Annotated in this window: 18 protein-coding genes; 2 read left to right on the forward strand and 16 right to left on the reverse strand. The window is 44.7% G+C overall.

What is annotated here, in order from left to right; translation table 11 throughout:
* Positions 1-59 precede the first annotated feature (59 nt).
* From lapB to tig, 12 genes are all read right to left on the reverse strand, one after another.
* The gene (gene lapB / locus DA100_RS02715; RefSeq protein ID WP_138970758.1) at positions 60-1,229 is read right to left on the reverse strand and encodes a lipopolysaccharide assembly protein LapB; all 1,170 of its coding nucleotides are present in this window, start codon (positions 1,227-1,229) and stop codon (positions 60-62) included.
* 27 nt (positions 1,230-1,256) lie between these two features.
* Entirely contained in the window at positions 1,257-1,535 is a 279-nt protein-coding gene (locus DA100_RS02720) for a lipopolysaccharide assembly protein LapA domain-containing protein (RefSeq protein ID WP_006881263.1), read from the reverse strand.
* Positions 1,536-1,675: 140 nt separating this feature from the next.
* A complete protein-coding gene (ihfB, locus tag DA100_RS02725; RefSeq protein ID WP_006881264.1) occupies positions 1,676-1,957 on the reverse strand; it encodes an integration host factor subunit beta in 282 nt (93 codons plus the stop codon).
* A 210-nt stretch (positions 1,958-2,167) separates the two neighbouring features.
* Positions 2,168-3,838 (reverse strand): 30S ribosomal protein S1, encoded by a 1,671-nt coding sequence (gene rpsA, locus DA100_RS02730; RefSeq protein ID WP_138970759.1) that lies wholly within the window; start codon positions 3,836-3,838, stop codon positions 2,168-2,170.
* A 102-nt stretch (positions 3,839-3,940) separates the two neighbouring features.
* Positions 3,941-4,621 carry a (d)CMP kinase gene (cmk, locus tag DA100_RS02735; protein ID WP_138970760.1) on the reverse strand — a complete coding sequence of 227 codons (681 nt, stop codon included), beginning with the start codon at positions 4,619-4,621 and terminating at the stop codon, positions 3,941-3,943.
* Positions 4,622-4,763: 142 nt separating this feature from the next.
* A complete protein-coding gene (locus tag DA100_RS02740; RefSeq protein WP_138970761.1) occupies positions 4,764-5,057 on the reverse strand; it encodes a ComEA family DNA-binding protein in 294 nt (97 codons plus the stop codon).
* 135 nt (positions 5,058-5,192) lie between these two features.
* A complete protein-coding gene (gene ppiD, locus DA100_RS02745; RefSeq protein WP_138970762.1) occupies positions 5,193-7,052 on the reverse strand; it encodes a peptidylprolyl isomerase in 1,860 nt (619 codons plus the stop codon).
* Between the two features lie 178 nt (positions 7,053-7,230).
* The gene (locus DA100_RS02750) at positions 7,231-7,509 is read right to left on the reverse strand and encodes an HU family DNA-binding protein (protein WP_269376233.1); all 279 of its coding nucleotides are present in this window, start codon (positions 7,507-7,509) and stop codon (positions 7,231-7,233) included.
* Positions 7,510-7,695: 186 nt separating this feature from the next.
* The gene (lon, locus tag DA100_RS02755; protein ID WP_138970763.1) at positions 7,696-10,047 is read right to left on the reverse strand and encodes an endopeptidase La; all 2,352 of its coding nucleotides are present in this window, start codon (positions 10,045-10,047) and stop codon (positions 7,696-7,698) included.
* A gap of 129 nt (positions 10,048-10,176) precedes the next feature.
* The gene (gene clpX, locus DA100_RS02760; protein ID WP_138970764.1) at positions 10,177-11,460 is read right to left on the reverse strand and encodes an ATP-dependent protease ATP-binding subunit ClpX; all 1,284 of its coding nucleotides are present in this window, start codon (positions 11,458-11,460) and stop codon (positions 10,177-10,179) included.
* 65 nt (positions 11,461-11,525) lie between these two features.
* Complete coding sequence (clpP, locus tag DA100_RS02765; RefSeq protein WP_138970765.1) at positions 11,526-12,152, reverse strand: ATP-dependent Clp endopeptidase proteolytic subunit ClpP; 627 nt, start codon at positions 12,150-12,152, stop codon at positions 11,526-11,528.
* A gap of 105 nt (positions 12,153-12,257) precedes the next feature.
* On the reverse strand, positions 12,258-13,559 hold the full coding sequence (gene tig, locus DA100_RS02770; RefSeq protein ID WP_138970766.1) for a trigger factor: 1,302 nt from the start codon (positions 13,557-13,559) through the stop codon (positions 12,258-12,260).
* A gap of 502 nt (positions 13,560-14,061) precedes the next feature.
* Here tig and DA100_RS02775 point away from each other — a divergent pair.
* Both DA100_RS02775 and DA100_RS02780 read left to right on the forward strand, forming a co-directional pair.
* Complete coding sequence (locus DA100_RS02775; RefSeq protein ID WP_138970767.1) at positions 14,062-15,840, forward strand: ATP-binding protein; 1,779 nt, start codon at positions 14,062-14,064, stop codon at positions 15,838-15,840.
* 13 nt (positions 15,841-15,853) lie between these two features.
* A complete protein-coding gene (locus DA100_RS02780; RefSeq protein ID WP_138970768.1) occupies positions 15,854-17,197 on the forward strand; it encodes a sigma-54 dependent transcriptional regulator in 1,344 nt (447 codons plus the stop codon).
* 143 nt (positions 17,198-17,340) lie between these two features.
* Here the strand turns inward: DA100_RS02780 and DA100_RS02785 are convergent, their stop codons facing one another.
* The 4 genes from DA100_RS02785 to ugpC form a co-directional block, all read right to left on the reverse strand.
* The gene (locus tag DA100_RS02785) at positions 17,341-18,702 is read right to left on the reverse strand and encodes a TRAP transporter large permease (protein ID WP_138970769.1); all 1,362 of its coding nucleotides are present in this window, start codon (positions 18,700-18,702) and stop codon (positions 17,341-17,343) included.
* A gap of 3 nt (positions 18,703-18,705) precedes the next feature.
* A complete protein-coding gene (locus DA100_RS02790; protein ID WP_138970770.1) occupies positions 18,706-19,377 on the reverse strand; it encodes a TRAP transporter small permease in 672 nt (223 codons plus the stop codon).
* 100 nt (positions 19,378-19,477) lie between these two features.
* The gene (locus tag DA100_RS02795) at positions 19,478-20,473 is read right to left on the reverse strand and encodes a TRAP transporter substrate-binding protein (protein WP_138970771.1); all 996 of its coding nucleotides are present in this window, start codon (positions 20,471-20,473) and stop codon (positions 19,478-19,480) included.
* 410 nt (positions 20,474-20,883) lie between these two features.
* Entirely contained in the window at positions 20,884-21,999 is a 1,116-nt protein-coding gene (gene ugpC / locus DA100_RS02800) for a sn-glycerol-3-phosphate ABC transporter ATP-binding protein UgpC (protein ID WP_138970772.1), read from the reverse strand.
* Between the last annotated feature and the right edge of the window lies 1 nt (position 22,000).

Genomic DNA, 22,000 nt, shown 5'->3' on the forward strand with positions numbered 1-22,000 from the left:
ATCGAAAAAAAGCAGCGGGATCACCGCTGCCATTTTGTAATGGGTCAAGCCCATAAAAACTATTCACCATCCAACCCACGGATTGGCTTAATCGTTCCCCACCCCTTACACGAGGGACAATGCCAATACATTGAGTGGGTCGAGAAACCACATTTACGGCATCGATAATGCGGTTTCACTTTTAACTGTTCACCAACCAGTTTTTGTAGCGTACCTAAACTGGCCTTTGCCCGACCTTCTTCAGCCTCTGCTAAATGGTAGTCCATCAGACGGTAGAAGCCCTTCATCGTAGGGTTTTTTACCAACTGTCGCGTTAATAACTCTTGAGCGGCGCCGACACCATCGTGTTGAGCAACGAGTTGAGCCAGCATTAGCTCCGCTGATACACCGACTTTATTGACGATACACTGGCGTAAAAAGCTCAGTAGCTCATCTTCTTGGCCAAGATGGTGATAACATTCCGCTAATGTTGGGAGGACCTCGCTAACAAAATCGCTATCTTGCTCTAAGACACGCTCCATATACTCAATGGTGCTGCGATAGTCTTCAATGTCTAGATAGAGTTTTCCTAAAGCGATAGAAGCTCGTACACACTTTGGGTCTTCCGCTAATGCACGTTTGAAGTACTGCATTGCCTGAGCGTCATGTCCTTCCGCTTTTTCCTGCATCGCCAATTCACACCAAAAGTGACCAATACTGGTACGCATTCGTTTACGACCCATCTTAACGAGTAGAGAGGCATAATTGATTGCCTTATTCCACTCTCGAGTCTGTTGATAGATAGCGACCAGTTGCTGTAGCGCTGCTTCACGGTGATCCGGTTCATCAACCAACTGCTCAAAGATTTTTTCAGCACGATCAAGAAAACCCGAAGCCATGTAATCTTTTGCTAATTGCTGCAAAGCAATGTTTTTTTGGTCGATGGTTAACCCAGAACGGGAGATGAGGTTTTGGTGGATACGAATCGCTCGGTCAACTTCCCCTCTCGATCGAAATAGGTTTCCGAGAGCCAGGTGAGTATCAATCGTTTCGTTATCGACTTGGAGAAGTTCAATAAAGTGGTCGACCGCCTTATCAGACTGATCCGATAAAAGCAGGTTCAAACCCGTCACATATTGACGTGAGATTTGATTGGATTGTTTCTGCTTGTCTTGCTGGGCGCTGCGATTACCCATATACCAGCCGTAAGCGGCTGCGATTGGCAATAACAAGAACAGGATTTCTAACATCGAGTGACAGCCTACCTAATACGACTTTTAAGCTTTGCCTTGAGTTGGTTCACTTGCTGCTGGAGAGAGCTTAGTTAACTGTTTTCTTAGTTTGCGTACTTGCAACTGAGATTTAAGATGCAAACTACCAAATATTAGCCATGCCAGAAGGAAACCAACAATAAACACACCACCCAACAGTGTGGACAGGTGGAACTCTCCCTGAGCTAACAAATAGTTAAATGTTACAATCGCTTGATTCTGAGAGCCTAAGGCCAGTGCAATCAAAAATAGGGCCAGTACAAGAACGATTTTTATAATTTTCATAGTCCATCACCTAAGATAAGTTCTGCCGTTACGATTATGCAGTAAAAGCATCAAACAAACCATGGTTATCTCTGTAATTCGAATGATAAAAAAGCGGCATACGCTATGTATGCCGCTCATTTTACAGTCAATTCGAGTTACTAACCGATGTTTACTCGCTCACGCAATTCCTTGCCAGGTTTAAAGTGAGGAACAAATTTTCCTTCAAGCTCTACTTTGTCACCTGTTTTAGGATTACGTCCCACACGTGGCTCGCGGAAATGAAGAGAGAAACTACCAAAACCACGAATCTCAATTCGGTCGCCACTTTCCAGTGTTGAAGCCATATGCTCTAAAATATCTTTTACAGCATCTTCAATCTCTTTAGCCGAAAGGTGAGTCTGTTCTGCACAGAGTCTTTCGATCAATTCAGACTTAGTCATAGTTGCCCTCATAGAGTAATTTATCACTTATTATAGTAAGTAATACCAGTTCCAACAAACACTTGCCTACAATTTTAGACAAAAATTGAACAATGTGTGGAATGAAAAACTACATTTAACAAAACATCTTGCAGAGATTGGTATTACCACTAGCCATGAATGAAACATAAAAAAGGAGCCTTTCGGCTCCTTTTTCTTAAAAGCGACTAATTATTCGCCTTTAGCTGCTTTGAAAGCGTCAGCCATAGCGTTACCGAATGCCGCTTCATCAGCGCTGTTCAGTGTAGCCATTGCTTCTTGCTCTTCAGCTTCATCTTTAGCTTTGATAGATAGGTTGATTACGCGGTTCTTACGGTCTACACCTGTGAACTTAGCTTCAACACTGTCACCAACACTTAGGATTAGAGTAGCATCTTCTACGCGGTCGCGAGAAACTTCAGAAGCGCGGATGTAACCTTCTACGCCTTCTTCAAGTTCGATAGTTGCACCTTTAGCGTCTACTGCAGTAACAGTACCGTTAACTAGTACACCTTTCTTCTTCTCAGAAACGTAAGCATTGAATGGGTCATTTTCCATTTGCTTAACGCCTAGAGAGATGCGCTCACGCTCTGCGTCTACTGCTAGAACTACTGCAGAGATTTCGTCGCCTTTCTTGTACTCACGTACAGCTTCTTCACCAGCAACATTCCAAGAAATGTCAGATAGGTGAACTAGACCGTCGATGCCGCCGTCTAGACCGATGAAGATACCGAAGTCAGTGATAGACTTGATCTTACCAGTAACTTTGTCGCCTTTAGCTTGCGCTTCAGCGAAAGATTGCCATGGGTTAGCTTTACACTGTTTCAGACCTAGAGAGATACGACGACGCTCTTCGTCGATTTCAAGAACCATAACCTCAACTTCGTCGCCAACATTAACAACTTTAGATGGGTGGATGTTCTTGTTAGTCCAATCCATTTCAGAAACGTGTACTAGACCTTCAACGCCTTCTTCGATTTCAACGAAACAGCCGTAGTCAGTTAGGTTAGTAACGCGACCAGATAGTTTGTGACCTTCTGGGTAACGCTTAGCGATTGCTACCCATGGATCTTCGCCTAGTTGCTTAAGACCTAGTGATACGCGAGTACGGTCACGGTCGAACTTAAGAACTTTAACTTGGATCTCGTCACCAACGTTAACGATCTCAGAAGGGTGCTTAACGCGCTTCCAAGCCATGTCAGTGATGTGTAGAAGACCGTCAACACCGCCTAGATCTACGAACGCACCGTAGTCAGTAAGGTTCTTAACGATACCTTTAACTTCTGCGCCTTCTTGTAGAGTCTCTAGAAGCTCATCACGCTCAACGCTGTTCTCAGATTCGATAACTGCACGACGAGAAACAACTACGTTGTTACGCTTCTGGTCAAGTTTGATAACTTTGAACTCTAGCTCTTTGTTTTCTAGGTGAGCAGTATCGCGGATTGGACGCACGTCTACTAGTGAACCTGGAAGGAAAGCACGGATACCGTTTAGTTCAACAGTGAAACCGCCTTTAACTTTACCGTTGATGATACCAACAACAGTTTCAGCTTCTTCACAAGCTTTCTCAAGTACGATCCAAGCTTCGTGACGCTTCGCTTTCTCACGAGAAAGTTGAGTTTCACCGAAACCGTCTTCTACAGCGTCTAGAGCCACGTCTACTTCAGAACCAACTTCAACTTCAAGTTCGCCAGCAGCGTTCTTGAACTGTTCAGCAGGGATAGCAGACTCAGACTTAAGACCAGCGTCAACAAGAACAAAACCGTTCTCGATAGCTACTACAGTACCTTTAACGATAGTACCTTGTTGGAATTCAGTCTCGTTTAGAAACTCTTCAAAGAGTTGAGCAAAAGATTCAGTCATTATTTAATCTTCAATAAATTAAACGTCCACGGGTGTCCTACCACATGGGGTTATTAACTTCGCCGGTCATCATCCTTGCGACCAACGTTCTTACCTAGCAGCCTAGGCTACTAGCTTAGATTCGATATATTGTAGTGCCTTTTCTACCACTTCGTCGATACTCATCGTAGTAGAATCTAGCAAAAGCGCATCCTCAGCAGGGCGTAATGGCGCTACTGGGCGGTTACGATCTCGGTCGTCACGCTCTTGGATCTCGCTTAAAAGGTCGTCAAATTTAACATCTAACCCCTTGCCTTGCAACTGTTTAAGACGGCGACTTGCTCGCTCTTCAGCACTTGCGTCCAGAAAGATTTTCACTTCAGCTTGAGGGAAAACAACCGTCCCCATGTCACGACCATCAGCCACCAAACCTTGACCTTCTGCAAAAGCACGCTGACGACGCAAAAGGGCTTCACGAACACGCGGTAAAGCAGCGACCTTTGATGCAGCCATGCCCGTTTCTTCTTTACGCAGTTCACGAGAAACATCTTCGCCTTCAAGGATAACCTTGACCAGCTCGCCTTCAGCCACAAACTGTACATCCAAATGGGTCGCCAAAGGAACCAGCGCATCTTCCGATTCAAGATCAACGCCATGATGAATTGCAGCTAGAGCTAAGACACGATAGATAGCGCCAGAGTCTAGTAAATGAAACCCTAGTTTTTTTGCAAGCAGCATACAAAGTGTGCCCTTGCCGGCACCACTTGGTCCATCAACGGTTACTACCGGTGTATGAGACGACATGTTTTACTCCGTGTTGTTTTCTGATCAACGTTCGACTCGTTGACCTTGTTTCGGCGTGGAATTATAGAGGGAAATGCCCACAGGTTCTAGGCAGGATTTGTCGTATGCGTAAAAAAGAGCGCCAAGGCGCTCTCCAATCAGTTTATAGCTTAATTCGGTCTCGGTTCTGCGCCACAATTGCAGCACCAATACCTTTGACTTTCTCGAGGTCCTCGGCACTTGTGAAGTGACCATTGAGCTGACGGAACTCGACGATTGCCTGAGCCTTCGCCAATCCGATGCCTAACAACAGGTCGGCGAGCTCCTCAGCACTGGCTTGGTTGATGTTAACCGTGATCTCGATACCTTGATACTTGGCATCGGTGCTAGCGTCTTCAGCTTGGGTGATGGCAGGAAATGATAGTAGAAGAGTAACTAGCAGTAGTTGTTTTAACATTTTAGTTTCCTTGTTTACTTATGTGCAGGCCCAGACTAACCACTCATCACCAAAAGAAAACCATGTAAACATTAAAACAAAACGGACTGCTGATGCAGTCCGTTAATATAGATATATCAATTACATTTGAGCTGATTATTGCGTCACAATGTAATATTCGATATCGATAGTCTTGCGCAGGATACTGATCAAGCCAGAAAGGTCTTGCTGAGCATTCACTTGTGTCAGTTGTGCACCAATCTGCTGGTTGTATTGCGGGTCAAACTTTGATGCGACATTAACAAGCTCAACCACGACCACATCACCATTGAGGTCTTTCGCCTGAGCAAACTCTTTTTCGCCATCGACAGGTTTCGCCATTGAGAAAACAACGTCTGCAAATGGTGAACTGCGGTCTAGTGTTTCCATCTCACCGAATGACAAACCACTCTCAGCCAATAGCTCTTGCTTACCTTGCTTAAGTTCAGCAACTAGGTTTTGAGCGAGTTCGATAGCGGCTTGCTCGCCTTTCACATTGGCAAGTGACTTAGTAACGTCAGCACGAACTTGCTCCAACGGTAGAACCGTTTCATTGCGGCTATCTTCAACACGGACAACAACGACATGCTCAGGGGCAACTTCAATCACTTCTGAGTTGAGACCATCTTCTTTCACTTCAGGGCTTACAATCGCTTGTAATACCGCAGGGGCATTCAAAAGCTCAGGAGCGTCTACTTGAGAGATAAAGTCTGTTGTCTCGATCTTAGCACTGATTGCTTTCGCAGCTTCATCTAGTGAATCTGGATACTCAAACGCCACTTTCTCTAGTTCACTTTGAAGCGCATAGTATTGATCAACGGCTTGCTGGTCTCGTAGCTCTTGTTTAACTTCCTCTGCAACTTCTTGGTACGATTTCGCAACTGAATCTTTGAGCTCATCAAGTTTAATGATGTGGTAGCCAAAGTCTGATTTAACAAGACCTGTCATATCACCCACATTTTTAAGCGCAAACGCAGCTTCTTCGAATGAAGGATCCATCACATCACGTTCGATCCAACCCAAAGAACCGCCTTCAGATGCACTACCGAAGTCATCAGATTTCTCTTCAGCCAGTGCAGCAAAATCCGCACCTGCATTGAGCTCATCTAGGATGGCTTGCGCTTTAGCTTCATCATCACCCTCAATTAGGATATGACTTACACGACGCTGCTCTTCTGAAGAGTATTTATCGATGTGCTCTTGATAGTATTTTTCAGCTTGCTCGTCAGAAATCTCAATGTTTTCTTTTAGCTTTTGAGCTGATAATTCTACGTAAGCTACTTTAACTTGCTCTGGGCGCGTATAACGCTCAGGGTTTAGTTGGTAATATTCGTTGATCTCTTCTTCTGATAACTCTGCTTTAGCCGCAAAGTCTGCCAGAGAAAGGGTAACCTTTTTGATATCACGAGTTTGGGTCAGTAACTTGCTTTGAGCTTCTACTTCACCCGGCAATGAGAAATCACTACCTTGAATTGCGGTCATCAGTTGATTACGCACTAGGTCACGGCGTAAATATTCTGCAAAGCTATCTGCTGAGAAGCCAGCTCGACGTAGCGCAGCCTGGTAGATTTCTTGATCAAATTTGCCATCAACTTGGAACTGAGGCATTTCTAGAATCATGGTACGAACTTGAGTGTCGCTTACGCGCAGCCCTAGCGACTCTGCGTGTTGCTCTAGAAGCAAGTCATTGACCATACGATCAAGAACTGATTTACGGAAAGACTCTACGTAGCTTGGGTCAGCCAATAGATTTGAGAAGTAATCACCAAGCTGAGCTTGCATACGATTACGTTCGTTTTGGTAAGCCTGTTCGAACTCACCACGACCAATTTCAACATTGCCTACTTTCGCCGCAGAGTTATTTGAGCCACCTACAATGTAACTACCAACACCTGCAAATACGAACGATAGGATGATAAGCCCTAGGATAATTTTAACCGCGATGCTGTTAACGCCTTCGCGTAATCGGTCCATCATACTTAAACTACTCTCCGCTTATGTGCCGTACATAAGCCCACTTTAAATCCGTGAGTTCGGCACATTTCATAAATAAAAAATTGAATAGCGCGATAATACCAGAAAAAGAAATGCGCATCAGTATGATGCGCATAATTTAAAAAGGTTCTAAAAAATTACCTCAAATGGCGATTTTTTATTAGTTGCAAGAATCTTTAAGAGCTTTACCAGCTTTGAATGCAGGAACTTTAGCTTCTGCAATTTGAATCTCTTCACCAGTCTTAGGGTTACGGCCTGTACGTGCTGCACGAGTACGAACACTGAAAGTACCAAAGCCAACTAGAGCAACTTGATCACCAGATTGAAGAGTTTCACCAACTGCTTCGATGAATGCATCTAGAGCACGACCTGCAGACGCTTTAGATAGATCTGCATTTTCTGCGATTTTTTCTACTAATTGTGTTTTATTCACTGTGATTCCCCTTTGCGCTGCCTGTTTATATTTTTATGGCAGCTATACGTTCCATTTCATTTCAAATTTGCGACAAACCCTTATTTTTCAAGGCTCGCAGCTATCGTCGATAACGTTAGCGTCCAAAAAAAACGCTGACAAGCATTTTTGTGCTTATCAGCGTAATCTTTTACTTATTTTTGCTGCACATCACTATTTTGCGGCAGAAAACTCCACGCCTGAAGGCTCTTTTTCTAACGCGACTTTCAATACTTCATCAATCCACTGTACCGGAATGACCTTTAGATCGGCGATAACATTGTCAGGAATTTCCTCCAAATCACGCTCATTATCTTTAGGAATCAGCACTGTTTTGATGCCGCCACGGTGCGCTGCTAGGAGCTTCTCTTTAAGACCACCGATTGGTAAAACTTCACCACGAAGGGTAATTTCACCTGTCATCGCGACTTCTGCTTTTACAGGGTTACCCGTCAAGCTCGACACTAGCGCTGTACACATCGCAATACCAGCACTAGGGCCATCTTTCGGCGTTGCACCCTCTGGTACGTGAACGTGAATATCACGCTTCTCATAGAAGTCAGAGTTAATACCCAAAGCTTCTGCGCGAGAACGCACCACTGTCATTGCAGCCTGAATTGATTCCTGCATGACATCACCAAGAGAACCCGTCTGAGTTCGCTTGCCTTTGCCTGGCATTGATTGCGTTTCGATCGTCAGCAGGTCACCACCGACTTCAGTCCACGCCAAGCCAGTCACTTGACCGATGCGGTTGCTATCGTCTGCTTTGCCGTAGTCATGACGTTGAACCCCTAAGTATTCTTTGAGGTTGTCCATGTTGACGGTGACCGTTTTAAGCTCACTGTTGAGCAAGATGTTTTTCACTGCTTTACGACAGATTTTTGAGATCTCACGCTCTAGGCTACGAACGCCCGCTTCACGAGTGTAGTAACGAATTATACCAATGATTGCTGAGTCTTCGATGGTAATCTCGTTGGCTTTTAGGCCGTTACGCTTGATCTGCTTGTTGACCAAATGGCGTTTAGCAATGTTGAGTTTTTCATCTTCTGTGTAACCCGACAGACGGATCACTTCCATACGATCCAATAGAGGACCTGGAATATTCATCGAGTTAGACGTTGCAACGAACATCACATCAGATAGGTCGTAATCGACTTCGAGGTAATGGTCATTGAATGCGTTATTTTGCTCAGGGTCCAATACTTCCAATAGCGCCGATGATGGGTCACCACGCATGTCTGAAGACATCTTGTCGATTTCATCGAGAAGGAACAATGGGTTCTTCACACCAACTTTCGACATTTTTTGAATTAGCTTGCCTGGCATTGAACCGATGTAAGTACGGCGATGACCACGGATTTCCGCTTCATCGCGTACGCCGCCAAGTGCCATTCGTGTATATTGTCGACCAGTCGCTGCTGCGATTGAGCGGCCTAGGGAAGTTTTACCCACACCAGGAGGCCCCACTAGACACAAGATAGGACCCTTGAGTTTGTTGATACGGTTTTGCACCGCTAAGTACTCAAGAATGCGCTCTTTAACGCGCTCTAATCCATAGTGGTCTTCGTTAAGGATCTCTTCTGCTTTAGCAAGGTTCTTCTTCACCTTAGTTCGTTTGTTCCAAGGCACCCCTAGCATCCAGTCGATATAACCACGAACAACCGTGGCTTCTGCCGACATCGGAGACATCATCTTGAGCTTTTGTAGCTCTTGTTCTGTCTTCTCGCGCGCTTCTTGAGGCATCTTAGAATCGATGATTTTCTGTTTCAGAGTTTCAAACTCATCAACACCATCTTCACTTTCACCAAGCTCTTTCTGAATAGCTTTCATTTGCTCATTCAGGTAGTACTCGCGCTGAGATTTTTCCATCTGCTTCTTAACGCGGGTACGAATGCGTTTTTCAACTTGTAACAGATCGATTTCTGATTCCATCTGCCCCATGAGGAACTCTAAACGTTCTGTAACGTCAAGTAACTCAAGAACAACTTGCTTGTCTGCCAATTTCAGAGGCATATGGGCTGCAATGGTATCCGCAAGACGTGCGGCTTCATCGATACCATTCAGAGATGTCAGAACTTCTGGTGGAATCTTCTTGTTGAGCTTAATGAAGCCTTCAAACTGGTTAATTGCACTGCGGACAATGACTTCCTGCTCACGCTCATCTAACTCAGCAGTCGTGAGATACTCAGCATCAGCATAGAAAAATTCGTTTTCAACAAAGTGGTTAATGCGCGCGCGCTGCTGGCCTTCAACGAGTACTTTAACAGTACCATCTGGCAGCTTTAGTAGTTGAAGGATGGTCGCAACGGTACCAACATCAAACAAATCGCCTTGAGTCGGTTCATCGGTATCCGCTTCTTTCTGCGCTACCAATAATACTTGTTTGTTGTTGTCCATTGCTGCTTCTAAGCAAGCAATAGATTTTTCACGACCAACAAACAATGGAATTACCATATGCGGGTAAACGACTACATCTCTTAGAGGTAGTACGGGGATCTCGATACGTTCGGAACGTTCCAAGTTCATATTCTTCTCTCTTCCGCTTAGTCCTATGAGCAGTATATGGGGGCTAATTGGTTGGATTCAATGAAAGAATAAAAAAAAGGGAGTAATTGATTACCCCCTTTCTATCTACTTCAATTTCTGTGAATCAGATTATGATTCTGCACCAGCAGCTTGATTATCTGAGTTGCTGTAAATAAGCAGTGGTTCAGACTCACCCTTAATTACCGACTCATCAATCACAACCTTACTTACATCTTTCATCGATGGTAGTTCGTACATGGTCTCAAGTAGCACGCTTTCTAGAATCGAGCGCAGACCACGAGCACCAGTCTTACGCTCCATTGCTTTCTTAGCAATCGCACGCAGTGCATCTTCACGGAACTCAAGTTCTGAGTTTTCAAGCTCGAATAGTGCTGCATACTGTTTTGTCAGCGCATTCTTCGGCTCACACAGAATTTGAATCAGTGCTTCTTCATCCAGTTCTGTCAACGTTGTTGTTACTGGTAAACGACCAATAAACTCAGGGATCAAACCATATTTCACTAAGTCTTCCGGTTCTACCTGAGTAAACAGCTCGCCGACAGTCTTAGTTTCGTCTTTAGAACGGACTTCCGCTCCAAAACCGATACCCGTACCTGTCGCTACACGTTGTTCAATCACTTTATCTAGGCCAGCAAAAGCGCCACCACAAATAAATAGAATCTTAGATGTATCTACTTGTAGGAACTCTTGTTGAGGGTGCTTACGACCACCTTGAGGTGGAACCGATGCAACCGTACCTTCAATAAGCTTCAATAGCGCCTGCTGAACACCCTCACCCGATACATCTCGTGTAATAGATGGGTTTTCAGCTTTACGAGAAATCTTATCGATTTCATCGATGTACACGATACCACGCTCTGCTTTCGCTACGTCGTAATCACATTTTTGCAGAAGTTTCTGGATGATGTTTTCTACATCTTCACCAACGTAACCCGCTTCAGTCAGCGTCGTTGCGTCGGCCATAGTGAACGGTACATCTAGGAAACGAGCCAGTGTTTCAGCCAGTAGCGTTTTACCACTACCCGTTGGACCGATAAGCAAAATATTACTCTTACCTAGTTCAACACCTTCGCTCGTTGTATCTCCGTTACGTAAACGCTTATAGTGGTTATAAACGGCTACTGCTAACACTTTCTTAGCGTAATCTTGTCCAATCACATAGTCGTCAAGGTGTTCACGAATGTCTCTTGGCACTGGTAGCGCCTCAGACTGCTTCTTAGGGAGAACATCCTTAATTTCTTCACGAATGATGTCGTTACATAAGTCGACACATTCATCACAAATATAGACTGATGGACCAGCGATTAGCTTGCGAACTTCGTGCTGGCTTTTACCGCAGAAAGAGCAGTAAAGAAGCTTACTACTACCGCTCTCTTTGCTTTTATCTGTCATTCGCTAACCTCTTAGCCTTTACTCATATGACTTGAGTGTATATCAATATATACCAATGTTGCTAGTTATTCACCGCGATGAGTCAGAACCGCGTCAACTAAGCCATACTCTACTGCTTGTTCAGCCGCCATGAAGTTATCACGATCAGTATCGCGCTCAATCACTTCTAGAGGCTGACCTGTATGCTCTGCAAGAAGTCTGTTTAACTTCTCTTTGATCGTTAGAATCTCTTGAGCATGAATTTGAATATCCGAAGCTTGGCCTTGGAAACCACCTAGCGGCTGGTGAATCATTACACGCGAGTTAGGCAATACATAACGTTTACCTGGCGCACCACCAGCAAGTAGGAATGCACCCATTGAACACGCTTGTCCCATACATACTGTGCTCACGTTTGGTTTAATAAACTGCATAGTGTCGTAGATTGACATACCCGCAGTTACGCTGCCACCCGGAGAGTTTATATAAAGGAAGATATCTTTGTCAGGATTTTCTGATTCGAGGAAAAGTAGCTGTGCCACGACAAGATTTGCCATGTGATCTTCTACTTGACCAGTTAAAAAAATAACACGTTCTTTTAGCAAACGAGAGTAGATATCGTAAGAACGTTCACCACGGGAAGTTTGTTCAACCACCATCGGTACTAGCGCGTCTAGAATTGGCGACATTGCATTTTTTTCTTGGTAGCTCATATTCTTATGTCCCTAAAATAAATGGCCCGGATGATAATTATCATACGGACCATTGTTAGCAGAATAGTTAACGCTAAGTCAACCTTCTAAGCAATATATTGCTTATTACGCAGGCTGTTGGTTCATTAGCTCGTTAAAGCTAACCGTTTTTTCAGTAACCTGTGCTTTAGCGATGATAGCGTCGATCGCTTGTTCTTCTAAAGCAACGTTACGCATGTTGTTCATCATTTGCTCGTTTTGCTCGTAGTAATCAACAACTTCAGCTGGATCTTCGTAAGCAGTTGCCATCTCTTCGATAAGCGCTTTCACTTTCTCGTCGTCCGCTTTTAGCTCTTCAGACTTGATGACTTCACCTAGTAGAAGACCTACAACTACGCGACGCTTAGCTTGCTCTTCGAACAGCTCACGTGGAAGTTGAGCAGCCGCTTCTGGGTTGCCACCGAAACGCTGTGCAGCTTGCTGACGTAGAGCACCAATTTCTTGGTCGATTAGAGCTGCTGGTACGTCGATTTCGTTCTCTTTCACTAGACCGTCGATAGCTTGCTCTTTGATGCGGTTCTTAACAGCTTGCTTAAGCTCACGCTCCATGTTCTTACGCACTTCAGCTTTAAGAGCGTCAACGCCACCTTCAGCGACGCCGAACTTAGCAACGAACTCGTCGTTTAGCTCTGGAAGCTCACGAGCTTCAACTTTGTTTACTTTGATTGCAAACTTAGCCGCTTTACCTTTTAGGTTTTCTGCGTGGTAATCTTCTGGGAAAGTCACGTCGATGTCGAATTCCATACCAGCAGTCTTACCTGCGATACCGTCTTCAAAACCAGGGATCATGCGACCAGCACCCATTTCTAGTGGGAAGTTTTCAGCTTTACCGCCTTCGAACTCTTCACCGTCGATAGAGCCTACGAAATCGATTGTTGCACGTTTGCCGTCTTCAGCCGCTTCTTCAACTACAACCCAAGTTGCTTGTTGTTTGCGTAGAGTGTCGATCATCTCTTCAACATCTGCGTCTTGAACTTCTGTTGCTGGTTTTTCAACTGTGATGTTCTCTAGACCTTTAAGCTCAACTTCTGGGTAAACTTCAAAAGTCGCGTTAAATACTAGATCTTCGCCTTCTTTAACTTCAACTGGAGCGAAAGTAGGTGCGCCTGCTGGGTTGATCTTCTCTTTAACGATCGCTTCGATGAAGTGACGTTGCATTACTTCACCCATTACGTCTTGACGTACTGCTTTGCCGTACATCTTCGCAACCATTTTTAAAGGCACTTTGCCTTTACGGAAACCATCGAAACGACGGTTTTTTGCGATGTTGCGTAGTTCCGCTGTTACAGCATCTTCGATGTTTGCAGCAGGAACAGTAATGTTTAGACGGCGCTCTAGGCCCTCTAGCGTTTCAACAGTAACTTGCATTATTCATTAACCTCAAAACTGGCTCAGAAAACTGAGCTTATGTGCCCTATCCTCTTTCGGACAGAACCCATCCTTGTTTGTACTCTATGAGTACTCTTTTATAAACCGAGTATCGACAATCGAATAAGCCAATTGTCGGACTAATGAGTGATATCTTTTCGAAGGACATTCGGTAAAGGTATCTCTGATTAGCCTCAAGATAAAATTCAGACGCAGCATTCTACCGAGCAGATCGTTAGCTGTCGAGCCGAACCCTACGATCGCTGCGGGATTACCCTAAAAACTCACTTAACTGCTAAAAAAAACACCAATAAAGCAGTCTTTGTTTCCAGAAATGGGGACATTAATGCCTTTTTCAATGGAAACTAACGTTTTTTTTTGATTAAAGATTAAAAGTCGATCTAAGTCCGGTTTTATCACTCACTTTATCATGATGAGTAAACACATTTGTAACAAAAACATTTACGCTATGGCGGAGTGATGTAGTTTGGCAAGGATTAAGATGTTGACGTATCGACGGGGTAAGTTCTCTCTGCTTGTTCTGTACGTAATTGCGATCATAGGTGGCTCTAGTTGGATTTGGAATTCAAGCGAAAACCACCTTATCGTAACGCATAAGGAACAGCTCGAACGCTTTGCTGAGTTCATCTCCAGCAAGTTGGACAAATACGCACACCTGCCACAATTGATTGCTAAAGATAGTGAGTTAATTTCTGCACTTCAGTCGCCTAATAACTCCGCCCAAATCGATCTGACCAACCGTTATTTGCAACACATCAACCAAACCATCCAGTCGACTGACGCCTATCTGCTCGACGAGTTTGGCAATACTATCGCATCGAGTAACTGGGACCTAGAACGATCCTTTATCGGTCGAAACTATGCTTGGCGTCCCTATTTCTCCGACGCGATTCTCGGTAAGCCTAGCCAATACTTTGCGCTCGGTTCTAGCTCAAAACAGCGTGGTTATTACTTTTCACACCCAGTCACTTATGCGGCCGAGATCATCGGCGTGATCGTCATTAAAATGGATTTAACTGCGATTGAAGCTAACTGGCAAGACAAGAACAATATCTTTGTTGCTACAGACGTCAATAACGTAATTTTTATGTCAAGCAACGATGACTGGCTGTTTAAGAATCTAACCACGCTCTCAGAATCAGCTCGTCAGTCCATCCTTAACAGTCGCCAATATCTGGATACACCGATTCGCTCATTTGGTCTGGTGGGCGATCTAACTCAGGAACATTCCGAACTGAGGAACCCAAACCTACCCGGATTTGAAAACGACTATCTCGTTTCATCTCGTTCATTGGATAAACACAGCTTAACTCTGCGTGTCCTCACCTCTAAAGTGACCCTGTTGTGGTCAGTGCTGAGTTACTCGCTTATAATCAGTTTAATGTTCGTCATTGCGTATCTCTCGTTTGCACTGGTACACCAGCGTCAACTCAAAAAGCGTCAATTCGAACAGTTACAGTCGGAAGCGAAGCAGAAGCTTGAGTTTCTTGTTATGGAACGAACCTCTGAACTTCAAGCTGAAATCAGTGAAAGAAGCAAAACAGAGCAAGTGCTACGCCAAACACAAAATGAGCTAATTCAGGCAGCTAAATTAGCGGTATTGGGGCAAATGTCAGCCAGTATCAGTCACGAGCTCAATAATCCCCTCGCAGCAATACGCAGCTTTGCTGACAATGGTCGACGGTTTTTGGAGAGAGAAAGTTACGATCGAGTCGATGATAATCTCTCACGCATTTCCGCTCTGACGGAGCGCATGGCAAAAATCAGTAACCAGCTGCGCACTTTCGCCCGTAAAAGTGACAGTAATGATGTGAGCAAACTGAACGTGAAGCCGCTGATTTGGTCGGCGAAAGAGTTACTCTCTCCCCAGTGTAAGGCCAAACAGGTTGAGCTAATTCTTGAACTTGACGAAATATTGCCCGCTGTTGAAGTCAACCCAATACAATTTGAGCAAGTACTAATCAACCTTGTTACCAATGCAATGCAAGCGGTCGAGGAACAAGAGAAACGCAGAATTAAGATCTCGACCTCGGTGTCCAATCACCAACTGCACATTTTTGTCGATGATAATGGACCCGGTATCGCTTATAGTGAGCAACATCAACTGTTTGAGCCTTTCTATACCACTAAGAAGAATGGACTTGGATTGGGGCTATCAATTTCACAACAGATCACCCAAGCGATGGGAGGGGAACTCGACGTCGCGGACTCGCCTCTGGGAGGCGCCCGATTTGTAATCACTCTCCCTGTCGATGCCTAATCAAGGAATTAAGATGTACGATGTTATCTTCATTGATGATGAAAGCGATATTCGCCTAGCGATCGAACAGAGTTTCGAGCTGGAGGATATCAGTGCCCGTTTTTTTGCTAACGCTGAAGATGCTCTATTGGCGATAAAAAGTGACGGTCTACCGAAAGTCGTCATCACCGATATCTGCTTACCGGGTTTGTCTGGCGAAAATATTTTATCCAGCATACTGCACCAAGACGAAAACATTCCGGTCATTCTGATAACGGGACATGGCGATATCTCGATGGCAGTTAATGCCCTACGCAATGGCGCGTATGACTTTATTGAGAAGCCCTTCCCAATTGATCGTTTGATCGATACCACCAGACGTGCGTTGGAAAAACGCGAACTCACTTTAGAAAACCAAGAATTAAAACGCAGCCTTAAAGCGAGTCAAGCGCTGGGTCCACGCATCATCGGTGACACCCCTTCCATTCAACTCCTCCGCGATACCATCGTCCATATTGCAGACACCAATGCGGACATCTTGCTGTTTGGCGAGACAGGCACAGGCAAAGAGCTGTTTGCCCGTTCTATTCATGAGCAAAGCTCTCGACGCGACAATAACTTCGTAGCGATCAACTGTGGTGCCGTACCAGAAAACTTGATTGAAAGTGAACTGTACGGCCACGAGAAAGGCGCTTTTACTGGTGCAGACTCAAAACGAGTGGGTAAATTCGAACATGCCCAAGGCGGTACACTTTTTCTCGATGAAATTGAATCGATGCCCCTTCAAGCACAGATTCGTTTGTTGCGAGTTTTGCAAGAGAGGGTCATTGAACGTGTGGGCTCCAACGAACTGGTTCCTATTGATATTCGCGTCATTGCCGCGACTAAGGTCGATTTAAAACAGGCGGCGGCTGAGGGCTCATTTCGCGAAGATCTCTACTATCGACTGAATGTGGTCACTCTAGAGCTTCCTCCGCTCAGGCAGCGCAAGGAAGATATTCCGACGCTATTTCATCACTTTTTGCTGGTTGCCGCTTCACGCTATGGTAAGTCCGCACCAGCTATCGAAACTCAGCAGATTCATCAACTGATGACGCACGATTGGCCGGGAAACGTTCGCGAACTGAGAAATGCCGCCGAACGTTTTGTACTATTGGGAAGATTAACTCAATTTGATTCAGAGTCTGCGTTCGCAAGCCGAGAGATGAGCCTCGCCGAACAAATTGCGGAATTTGAAAAGAGTGTTATTGAACAAGCACTTAACCAGTGTCATGGCAGTATTAAGCAAACCATGGATAGGTTACAACTCGCGCGTAAAACTCTATATGACAAGATGCAAAAATACGGTTTGGACAAAAGTAACTATAAAGGTGAATAAGCGGTTCATTTTATATTCAGATTGAAAGCGTTAAGTTAGATTCATCAAAAGGAACTGATACAAATGAACTAAGAATTTAGTTCATCCACTGTCCTAACAACAAAGCCCCGGATAACGAGTTATTCGGGGCTTTGTTTTTTCAGTTATTTGGTGATGATTTCAGGGCCCATCAGGGTGGTTGGTAACCATGTTGACACCCAAGGAACATAAGTCACGATAATCAGGAATAAGAACATCACCCCTACCCAAGGCAAGGCGGCTTTCACCACTTGCATCATCGACATCTTAGCGACCCCTGCGGTAACAAACAGGTTGAGTCCGACAGGCGGAGTAATCATACCAATCTCCATGTTCACGACCATCATAATACCCAGATGAATCGGATCGATACCCAGTGCGATAGCGATTGGGAATACCAGAGGTGCAACGATGATTAGCAGACCAGATGGTTCCATAAACTGACCACCGATCAACAGTCGTAGGTTGACCACAATCAGGAAGGTAATCGGACCAAGACCAGCAGATAACATCGACTCCGTAATCATTTGAGGAATACGTTCTTCTGTTAACACATGCTTAAGGATCAAAGCATTGGCAATGATAAACAGTAGCATAATGGTCAGTTTACCGGCTTCATAAAGCGTATGTTTGGTGTCTTTATGCACAAATGCTTGAACGACTTTCACCAATATAGGCTTGGTATTTTCCTTGTCAGCAAACGGGCCCATATCCTTGTAGATAAAGTTCGCGATTAAGAACGAGTAAACCGCAGCCACGGCAGCTGCTTCCGTTGGCGTAAATACCCCACCGTAAATACCGCCTAGGATAATAACGACCAGTAATAAACCCCAGCTCGCATCTTTTGCTGAATCAAACATCTCCTTCCAACCGACAAATGGCTGTTTTGGCAGGTTCTTAACACGCGCAGCGATGTAGATGGCAATCATCAGCATCACCCCAGCTAGAAGACCTGGGATCACGCCACCTAGGAACATACGCCCAACCGATACATCCGTCGCCGCTGCGTAAACCACCATCACGATAGAAGGCGGGATCAAAATACCCAGCGTACCTGCATTACAGATAACCCCAGCCGCGAACTCTTTTGAGTAGCCGTTTTTAATCATACCTGCGATAACAATACTACCGATGGCAACAACTGTCGCAGGCGATGAACCAGACAGGGCTGCAAACATCATACACGCAACAACCGATGCCATGGCGAGACCACCACGGAACCAACCGACCATGGCAATAGCGAAACGGATAATACGTTTAGCAACCCCACCCGTAGACATAAAACTAGAGGCAAGAATGAAGAATGGAATCGCGAGTAGCGTATAGTGGCCAGCAAAGGCATTAAATAAGGTCTGAGCAACGGAAGCCAGTGACGCATCAGAGTGCATCATCAGGAAAATAATGCTCGATAAACCAAGGGAAATAGCGATTGGCACACCCACAAGCATAAAGCCAATCACCATGATGAATAAGAATAGAATTTCCATGGCTTAGCCCTCCTTGCTCTGGTTATTATTACTTTTCGGTTCCATTGCTACTCCAGCGTCTTTGAGTTCCTCTTTTAGAGCTTCGAGCTCTTCTTCAGCCTCATGACCTGCGATCAAGCGGTCCAACTTACCAGTAATAATTTGCAACGTAACTTGAACAAAGCGGAAAGTGAGTAACGCCATACCTATAGGCAGTGCCATGTACGGAATGAATCGAGGTAATTTTTCGTAACGCTCACCTTCATTCAACCAGTCAGCCAAAAACTGCAACATTTCCGGCATCGGAATATCGTCGGTTTCATACCATGCACGTTCAGTTGCGAACGGGTACCAGTAGTTCCAAGAGCCAATAAGCAGCAAGATTGAAAAAGCCAAACAGGATGCCGCAGCGATCAGCGCATAAACTTTACGCAGATGGTCTGGCGCTAGGTTAATAACAACATCAACACCAATGTGAAAATGTTTTTTTACGCCGTATGATGCCCCGACGAGTACCATCCAAGCGAACATGAACACGGTTAGCTCAAGAGCCCACAAGATGTTGTCATTAAATACGTAGCGAAATACTACATTGGCAAAGGTGAGCATGGTCATTGCACCCAAGAAGAACGCGATCAGAGTTTCCTCAATTGCGTCTGTCACCCTGCCAATTCTGGCAAAAATAGACTGTTCCATAAGTTACTTCACTTTCTCAAAAGAAAAGAAAGGCCCTCTTCCCGATATATCCCGAGAAGAAAGAGATACTAAGAGGGCCAAAGGTTAGGGGAGATTGTTATTATTTATTTGATGCGATAGCCGCTTCGATCAGGTCAGAGCCGATATCTTTCTCGAACTTCTTCCATACTGGCTGAAGCGCAGTTACCCACTGTTGGCGCTCTTCGGCAGTCAAGGTACGAACCACACCACCCGCTTCGATGATGTTATTTTTGTTCGCTAGGTCGACACGCGAAGATTCAGCATTACGCTCAGTCGTCACTTCTTCAATGATTGTCGCAAGCTGCTGACGTTGGTCTTCTGGTAGACCGTTCCAGAAATCGTTTGACGTAACGACTAGGTAATCAAGAATACCGTGGTTTGTTTCAGTGATACCGTCTTGAACTTCGAAGAATTTTTTACCGTAGATGTTAGACCAAGTGTTTTCTTGACCATCAATAACTTTAGTTTGTAGACCACCGTAAACTTCTTTGAATGACATTTTCTGCGGGTTACCGCCTAATTGCTCAAACTGAGCAACAAGAACATCGGATGCTTGCACGCGGAATTTCAGACCTTTTGCATCTTCAGGAGTGATAAGTGGCTTGTTCGCAGACATCTGTTTCATGCCGTTGTGCCAGAACGCTAGACCTTGAAGACCGCGACGTTTCATCGCATTTTTCAGCTTCTCACCCGCTTCTGAGTTTTGGAAACGGTCAACCGCTTCTACATCTTCAAATAGGAATGGTAGGTCGAAAATACGGTACTTCTTGGTGAACTTTTCAAACTTTGATAGAGAAGGGGCAGCAAGTTGCACGTCACCGTTAAGAAGAGCTTCTAGAACTTTGTCATCATCATACAGAGTTGAGTTCGGGAATACCTGAAGACACACTTTACCGTTCATCTCTTCATTAACACGTTTTTCAAGTAATGAAGCCGCGATACCTTTCGGGTGCTTATCTGTATTCGTTACGTGACTGAATTTAATCACTGTTTCACCTGGATCACAGTTAGCCGCAGCGTTGAAACTGGTCACAGCAAGAATCGATGCAGATAGTAGGGTCAATGGCTTGAACATTATTATTCTCCTTGTTAAATGAACAACCCCATCACTGGGTGTTGATATTTCTATAAGGGCAATAACTAAGCCAACTTTCAATTAATCATAAAAACATCTATAAATCATAAGGTTAATAAAAAAACCCGACTGCCACTTGTTTTTAAATCACACTTTTTTATAAAAATGGGTGGATTTCCACCCATCATATTTATCACAACGGGTGAATTTACACATATTTAACAAAGACTCATTATAAAAAACAAATGGCAGCCCAAGGGCTGCCATTTTTGTTACTAGAGATTCGACGGGCAATAAGGAGACGAAATCGCCCATCTCCCCTCAAATGTGCACGAAGCTCGTTCATGCTATAGCTCTAAGCATAGTCGACTATGTGCATTTTTCTAACAATATTGTTAACAAATTAATCATTAATGAAAGTCGATGCGTTTCTCTGTTGTTGCATCAAAGAACACCGCTTTAGAGAGGTCAAAGTGCAAAGGTGCCACTTGACCTGCGACCACATCAAACTCAGGAGAAAGACGACACGCGACTTCTTGCTCGTTGACTTTGATCATTGCAATCGTATCTGGACCCGTTGGCTCCAAAACTTCCAGCATCAGATCAAGCTTGGTGCTTGCTTGTGAATCCACATTCTCGCTATCTGTAATGTGTTCTGGACGAAGCCCAATAACGATCTCTCGTCCATCTTGCTCACGCATTGATGCCGGTAAACTAATGTGATGTTCTTGACCGTTGCTGCCCTTCACTTTGATCACAGGGTTATCCTGCGCATCCAGATCGACCATAGTTTTGATGAAGTTCATCGACGGTGACCCCATAAAACCGGCGACAAACATATTGGTTGGCTTGTTGTAAATCTCTTGCGGAGTGCCTAGCTGCTGAAGTTCACCATCCTTCATAACTGCAATACGGTCGGCGAGAGTCATCGCTTCAATCTGGTCGTGGGTCACGTACACGATGGTCGTTTTAAGCTGTTGATGAAGGCGCTTAATCTGATGGCGCATCTCTACGCGAAGTTTCGCATCAAGATTCGATAACGGTTCATCAAACAGATATAGCTTAGGGCGGCGGGCCAGTGCGCGTCCCATTGCGACACGTTGACGCTGACCACCCGAAAGCTGTGAAGGTTTACGGTCTAACAGATGATCAATTTGCAGCATGGTTGCAACTCGCTCAACTTCTGCATCTATCTCAGCCTTAGGCATCTTGCGGATCTTCAGACCAAACTCGATATTGCCGCGCACCGTCATATTTGGGTAAAGCGCATAGGATTGGAATACCATCGCAATATCACGGTCTTTCGGTTCAACCTCTGAGACATCATTACCGTCGATAACAATCTCACCAGAACTGATATTTTCCAATCCAGCAATGGTGTTCATCAAGGTCGATTTACCGCAACCCGAAGGCCCCACCAAGATCAGGAACTCGCCTGAATCAATGTTAATGTCGATACCCTTTAAGGTTTCTTGCTCCGCTTTCGGGTAGGTTTTACGGATCTGTTTAAGTTCGAGTGTTGCCATG

The organism is Vibrio sp. Hep-1b-8, from assembly GCF_006124995.1.
Classification (GTDB): Bacteria; Pseudomonadota; Gammaproteobacteria; order Enterobacterales; family Vibrionaceae; genus Vibrio.

Coding starts and splice junctions, on each gene's coding strand:
- rpsA (WP_138970759.1), bottom strand. CDS start 3,838: ATGACTGAATCTTTTGCTCAACTCTTTGAAGAGTTTCTAAACGAGACT.
- DA100_RS02790 (WP_138970770.1), bottom strand. CDS start 19,377: ATGGAACAGTCTATTTTTGCCAGAATTGGCAGGGTGACAGACGCAATT.
- lon (WP_138970763.1), bottom strand. CDS start 10,047: ATGAACTTGGAACGTTCCGAACGTATCGAGATCCCCGTACTACCTCTA.
- cmk (WP_138970760.1), bottom strand. CDS start 4,621: ATGTCGTCTCATACACCGGTAGTAACCGTTGATGGACCAAGTGGTGCC.
- DA100_RS02795 (WP_138970771.1), bottom strand. CDS start 20,473: ATGTTCAAGCCATTGACCCTACTATCTGCATCGATTCTTGCTGTGACC.
- lapB (WP_138970758.1), bottom strand. CDS start 1,229: ATGTTAGAAATCCTGTTCTTGTTATTGCCAATCGCAGCCGCTTACGGC.
- ihfB (WP_006881264.1), bottom strand. CDS start 1,957: ATGACTAAGTCTGAATTGATCGAAAGACTCTGTGCAGAACAGACTCAC.
- clpX (WP_138970764.1), bottom strand. CDS start 11,460: ATGACAGATAAAAGCAAAGAGAGCGGTAGTAGTAAGCTTCTTTACTGC.
- clpP (WP_138970765.1), bottom strand. CDS start 12,152: ATGAGCTACCAAGAAAAAAATGCAATGTCGCCAATTCTAGACGCGCTA.
- DA100_RS02780 (WP_138970768.1), top strand. CDS start 15,854: ATGTACGATGTTATCTTCATTGATGATGAAAGCGATATTCGCCTAGCG.
- DA100_RS02740 (WP_138970761.1), bottom strand. CDS start 5,057: ATGTTAAAACAACTACTGCTAGTTACTCTTCTACTATCATTTCCTGCC.
- DA100_RS02785 (WP_138970769.1), bottom strand. CDS start 18,702: ATGGAAATTCTATTCTTATTCATCATGGTGATTGGCTTTATGCTTGTG.
- ugpC (WP_138970772.1), bottom strand. CDS start 21,999: ATGGCAACACTCGAACTTAAACAGATCCGTAAAACCTACCCGAAAGCG.
- ppiD (WP_138970762.1), bottom strand. CDS start 7,052: ATGATGGACCGATTACGCGAAGGCGTTAACAGCATCGCGGTTAAAATT.
- tig (WP_138970766.1), bottom strand. CDS start 13,559: ATGCAAGTTACTGTTGAAACGCTAGAGGGCCTAGAGCGCCGTCTAAAC.
- DA100_RS02775 (WP_138970767.1), top strand. CDS start 14,062: ATGTTGACGTATCGACGGGGTAAGTTCTCTCTGCTTGTTCTGTACGTA.
- DA100_RS02720 (WP_006881263.1), bottom strand. CDS start 1,535: ATGAAAATTATAAAAATCGTTCTTGTACTGGCCCTATTTTTGATTGCA.